This window comes from Salinicola sp., assembly GCF_982684285.1.
Window position 1 is genome coordinate 8,954 of record NZ_CEXLVS010000041.1, and the last position, 5,421, is coordinate 14,374.

6 protein-coding genes are annotated in these 5,421 nt (G+C 60.7%); all 6 read left to right on the forward strand.

Annotated features, from left to right (window positions below; genetic code table 11):
• Nucleotides 1-1,973: FUSC family protein (locus AC3AYF_RS05620; protein ID WP_295035872.1), on the forward strand; the 1,973-nt coding region annotated here is incomplete at its 5' end.
• Nucleotides 1,963-2,157: a DUF1656 domain-containing protein gene (locus AC3AYF_RS05625; RefSeq protein ID WP_295035871.1), complete on the forward strand. Its 195-nt coding sequence runs from the start codon at nt 1,963-1,965 to the stop codon at nt 2,155-2,157. The genes AC3AYF_RS05620 and AC3AYF_RS05625, both read left to right, overlap by 11 nt.
• Before the next feature lie 7 nt (nt 2,158-2,164).
• Nucleotides 2,165-3,088 carry an efflux RND transporter periplasmic adaptor subunit gene (locus tag AC3AYF_RS05630; protein WP_295035870.1) on the forward strand — a complete coding sequence of 308 codons (924 nt, stop codon included), beginning with the start codon at nt 2,165-2,167 and terminating at the stop codon, nt 3,086-3,088.
• Nucleotides 3,089-3,570: 482 nt separating this feature from the next.
• Nucleotides 3,571-4,056, forward strand: a complete 486-nt coding sequence (gene pilL2, locus AC3AYF_RS05635) for a PFGI-1 class ICE element type IV pilus protein PilL2 (RefSeq protein WP_295035869.1) — start codon at nt 3,571-3,573, stop codon at nt 4,054-4,056.
• Nucleotides 4,046-4,960 (forward strand): hypothetical protein, encoded by a 915-nt coding sequence (locus tag AC3AYF_RS05640; protein WP_295035868.1) that lies wholly within the window; start codon nt 4,046-4,048, stop codon nt 4,958-4,960. Before pilL2 ends, AC3AYF_RS05640 begins: the two co-directional genes overlap by 11 nt.
• Nucleotides 4,961-4,970: 10 nt before the next feature.
• Nucleotides 4,971-5,421 (forward strand): TIGR03759 family integrating conjugative element protein (locus tag AC3AYF_RS05645; RefSeq protein WP_487779501.1); only part of this gene is annotated, 451 nt, incomplete at its 3' end.

Genomic DNA, 5,421 nt, shown 5'->3' on the forward strand with positions numbered 1-5,421 from the left:
TGGCACTCGTCCTCGCCTACTGGTTCGATCTGGAAGCTCCTTATTCGGCTGCGTCCTCCGTGCTGCTGGTCATCAATCCGGTTCAGGGGGCGGTCATCGGCAAAGGCATCTGGCGGGTCATCGGCACACTGGCCGGCATGCTGGCTGCACTCGTACTGATGAGTCTGTTTGGACAGATGCCATGGCTTTTCTTGCTGGGGTTCGGCGTCTGGTTGGGGCTGTGTGTTGCGGGCATGACACTAGTGCGCCATTTCCGGGCCTATGGTGCCGCGCTGGCCGGGTACACCGTTGGCTTGGCTGTCTACGGTGCGCTAGAGCACCCTCAAACGACCTTTGCGCATGTGGTGGATCGTGGTTCGGCCGTGTTGATCGGAGTGATGTGTCTGGCCTTGGTATCGTCGCTATTCAGCGCCCGCCGGGTACGCCAGCGTCTCGAAGCCCAGTCGACACGGTTGCTTGTGGCCAGCGCAGAAACGCTGGCGACTCAGCACGAAGCGCTGGAGGAAGGGATTGGAGGTGGCTCCATGCAAGTCCCACCCGCCCGGCGGAAGCTCATTGCCGAGGTCTATGGCATAGATGATCTGCTGGCACTGGGGAAGGCCGAATCGATCGATCTGGCACAGCAGGGGGCCATGGTACGGCATGCCATGGCATCGCTATTCGCGGCCCTGGTCGGCGGCATCCCGCCTTTATCCGAACATAGTGCCAGCATGCGGGCGTTACGAGCTTTGCAGCCGGAGCTCGAACGGTCATGGCGCGATGCCGCAAGCGACGTATCGGCTCGAGACTTCGGCAAGGCGAGGCGACGCTTGTGCGAGAGTCGTGAACGTCTGATGGCCAGACTCGAGTCGGTCTCGTCAGTGCCAGCCGAGCAGCCGGCGCTGCTGATCGCGGGTGATCGATTGGTAGAGCAGATCGACGATTATCTAGCGGCATTGGACGGTATCGCGGCGTTACATCGTCCAAGCGTTCGCCCCATCCTGCCTGCCGTACCCTTTCACCGGGATTGGACGGCAGCGATGCAAAACGGCTTGCGTGCGATGCTGATCGTGGTACTGGGCGGTATTTTCTGGATCGCGACTGGCTGGCAACACGGCAACATGATGTTGGCGGGGCTCGCGGCTGCCTGTGCACTGCTGTCCACGGCGCCCAATCCTGCCGCTGGAGCGATCGCTTTCATCAAAGGGACGCTAGCCGCCGTGGTGATGGCTTTCGTGTGTGCATTTGGGGTGCTGCCGCACATCGAAGGGCTGTTCTTGCTGCTGATAGTTTTGGGGCTTTTCTGGCTGCCTGCTGTCTTTCTCACCACACTGCCTCGCCATGCATTGGCCGGCATGGCCTATCTCGTCGGGTTCACGACCTTGGCAGCGCCTGCCAACCCCATGCAGTACGACCTGAGCCTGTTTCTCAACGCTTCGGTGGCGTGGTTACTGGCCGTGTTTTTTACCCTGCTTGGCTTTCGACTGCTGCTGCCGCGTACCCCCGCACGCGATATCGAACGACTGCGCCATCGTATCCGCGATGAGGCGCTCTCCCTGTTACGACGTGCACCGACAGATGCGCGTCGCTGGCAGTGGCGCCAGCAGCATCGTATGGCTCGTCTGGGTGCCGTGCTCCAGAACCAGCCTGATGCTATGGATCATGCCATCAGTGATGCGCTCGCCAGTCTGCACCTGGGGCGGGAGCTGATGCGCTTGCGGCACTGGCTGAAGGCTGCACCAGCGCGATCTCCCATTCGCCCCACGGTGGAGAAGACGTTAAAGCAAATGGCGTGTCGCGCGGACGATCTCCTCATGGCGGCTCGCCATGCGCGCCGTGCCGCGCGCCTGATGATGGCAACGGATGTCGTTGAATCGGGCCGCGCAGAGAATCGGCAACTTATGGCCGCTGCATTGATCGATGTTGCCGAGCTGATCGAAGGCCATGCCGATTACTTCTCCGGGCTTCCGCGAGGTGGCGCCAATGCTCAGTGAAGTGGCTGTGGCGGGCATCTATCTGCCACCCCTCTTTGTCTATGCCTTGATAGTGGTACCGCTATTTCTGGGAATGCGATTCCTGATGGGGCGCAGCGGCTTGTTGCGCTGGATCTGGCATCCAGGGCTGTTCGAATTCGCGATCTCTGTCTGCCTGCTGTCTCTCTTGGTGCTCTATGTCTAGGTGTCGTATGAAACGTCTATTAATGCCTGTTGCAAAAGCGATCCTGACTCTGGGCGCGGTCATCGCCGCGATGCTATTGGTAATCGCACTATGGCAAGCCTACGTACTGGCTCCCTGGACCCGTGATGGTCGAGTCAATGCGCAGGTCGTACGCATCGCTCCCGAGGTCTCCGGGACGATCGCCGAGGTCGCTGTCACCGATGATCAGTATGTAAAGCGCGGAGAGGTGTTGTATCGCATTGATCCTGAGCGCTTCGCACTGGCCGTCGAGCAAGCCGAGGCGCGATTGGCGTCAGCGACAGCGACGCTGAGCCAGAAGGTCGACTATGCCAAGAGACGAAAGGGGTTGGGAGAGTATGTCTCTCGTGAACAGGTTCACAGCGCCACGCAGGATGTGGATATCGCCAGGGCGGAAAAGCACCAGGCCCAGGTCGCGCTGAATCTGGCTCGGCTGGACCTGGCACATGCGACCCTGCGCTCCCCGGTGGATGGCTATGTGACACATCTACGCTTACGCAAAGGTGACTACGCGGTGGCTGGGCAGCAGAATCTCGCCGTGCTGGATGCGAACAGTTTCTGGGTCACGGGCTATTTCGCCGAGACCAAACTCCAGGGCATCCATCCCGGGGCAGCGGCAACGGTCCAACTGATGGGCTTCGAGGCGCCATTACGAGGCCACGTGACCAGTATTGGACGCGGCATCGCCAATACCAACGAGGGAGTCGATGATCAGGGGCTGCCGAGTGTCGAGCCGAGTTTCAGCTGGGTGCGTCTGGCCCAACGTATTCCGGTGCATATCGCCATCGATCGGGTGCCAGAGAACATCGAGCTGGCCGCCGGTATGACGGGCAGTGTCGAGGTCGACCAAACTCCCGGAGGGAATGCGCGACTACATGGGCGTTTGATAACACTGCTGCATCGCTGGATGTGAGGTGGGCCTCAGGTCCATGCTTGTGAAATTCCTTTCGATATCTGTCGGCCGAGGCAAGGTGTTAATACAAATGGGAAAAAAATTGGAGTTTATGCCCCCTAGGATTCTCCGCTGTTCCTTCGTTGTATCGTCCCTGGCCCACATCATTGGGTCAGCGCCGCGCAATAGATAGAGCCCTTTAAAGAAATAGCTCAAGACTTCGATGATCCCTTTCGGGTGAGATCGCCTACTACCCGCAAAAGCCCTGCTGGTGCAATTAACATTTCCCGTCGCGAGTACCCTCGGGCTTCGGCACGGTGAACCCGATCACGATCATTCAGGTTCCCCGCGCGAGGCCAAACTCGATGTATCCCTTCCAGAAAACCCGTGTCGTCCCCTTAGCATTCTTGATTGCGCTGCTAGCCGGTTGCGCGCATCAGCAACCAACCCCGCAGCCAAGCGAGAGTGAGCGCCTGGCCGCCGACTATCCTGACGCCGAGAAGATGGCCCTTGCGGGAAGCAAAGAAGGGCATCATACCCGCGTAGTGGCCACCGGTCTGGATCAGCCCACCTACGATGTCGAGCCTGATGTCTACCGTGATCTCAATGCGTCACGAGTCGAGGTGATGCGAGGCGGGCGTTACGCCCTGGTCACGGCCAATGCCACGTTGCAGCAGCGCAACCTCCTCGAGCAGACCGTCAATGTCTCGATCCCTGCCTCCATGAGCCCATCGGTGGAAGATGGTTTGCGCTACACCCTGCAGCACACCGGTTACAGCCTTTGTGCTCCCCAGGGTGAACCGCAGCAGCTGCTCTATAGCCGACCCTTGCCGACGGCGCATTTCCGTCTGGGGCCGATGCCACTTCGCGAGGCCCTGCAGGTTCTCGCCGGTAGTGCTTTCGAGGTTCAGGCCGACCCCATCGCCCGGACCATCTGCTACCAGGTACGCGATCAGCGACTGATCGAGGAGACCGGTCATGACGGATGATCGCCAGCGGCCCGTCGATTCCGGTGATCCGGAGCAGGAGCCTCGATCGGAGGCGCCAGTAGATTCGGATACGGGAGGCGTCGGTCGTCGCGAACCCTCGTTCTCCCATCATGATGATGATGACAGACAGGACTTAAGTGACGCCAACCGCGAGGAAGTCGGTCACGAGGTGCCAAATTACAGCTCCCACGCAGAGAGTCGCAGACGTTGGAGTCCGATGCGACTGACGCTCCTGGGGCTTGGGATTCTTGCTGTTTTGGGGCTCATCTATTTCGTTCTATTTGCCGGTTCGGAGCCGAAGGGGCCAACGCTGGAGTCTCGATTGCAGTCCCAGCAGCAGGTCATAGACCAACTGCGCGTGCGGGTCGAAGAGCTGCAGAGCGGCCAGGACGAGCGTCGCAGTCAGGCCGAGGGCACCAGCAACCGCCTTGGCGAAATCGCGTCACGCCTCGACGATTTCGAGACGAGCCGACAGGATTCGCCGCTGCAGGCATTGCCCGAGCGCGTCCAGGCGCTCGGGGAACGCCTTGATGAGCTGTCCAGCTCCGTGGACGTGCGATTCAGTGCGGCGCAGGAAAAAGAGCAGTCGCTCGAGTCATCGATCAAGGAGGTGCGCAAGCTCCGAGCCAACCAAAAGACCAGCACCCAGCAAGGCCAGCCAAGCCCTCAACGTCGGACACGACGTCAACCCGAGCCGCCGTCACCGCCGTTCTCGGTGTCGGGCGTCGAGCTGCGCGGTGGGCGCAGCTATCTTGCCGTGGCATCCGGGGCTGCCGGGCGCTTGAGCGATCTGCGCCTGGTTGGTGAGGGGCAGAACATCGGGCAGTGGCACCTGTCGTCGATCGAGGGCCACTCGGCGGCGTTCATCATCAACGGCCAGACCGTGGTGGTCCCGGTTCCTTGAGGAGAGCCCCATGACGCTGAATTGCAATCGACGCTTGGCTTACGCCCTGCTGCTGTTTACGGCTTTGCCCGTGTGGGCTCAGGAGGGGCAGGAGAGCGAGTCGACGCGTATCGATCAGACGCGGTTGGAGCAGAGCAGCCAACGGGCTGCCGAGGCCTGGGGCCTGAACCAGCAAGAGTATCGACGCTACGAGTCGATCATGGAGGGGCCGCGTGGCACCTGGTCCCCCGATCTGGATCCGCTGACCGCCTTGGGATTGGAAGCTCGCAGTCAGGCTGAGCGTCAAAAATACGCTGAGAAGCTGGTTGAAACCGAGCGCGCCCGCGTCGAGGCGGAACTCGCGTTTCAACGCGCCTACGACGACGCCTGGCAGCGGCTTTATCCCAACGACATGCCGGTCAATTCATTCTCCACAAGAGATGGTGAAGACGCGACCCAATCGGTGTTCGGCAGCAACCCAT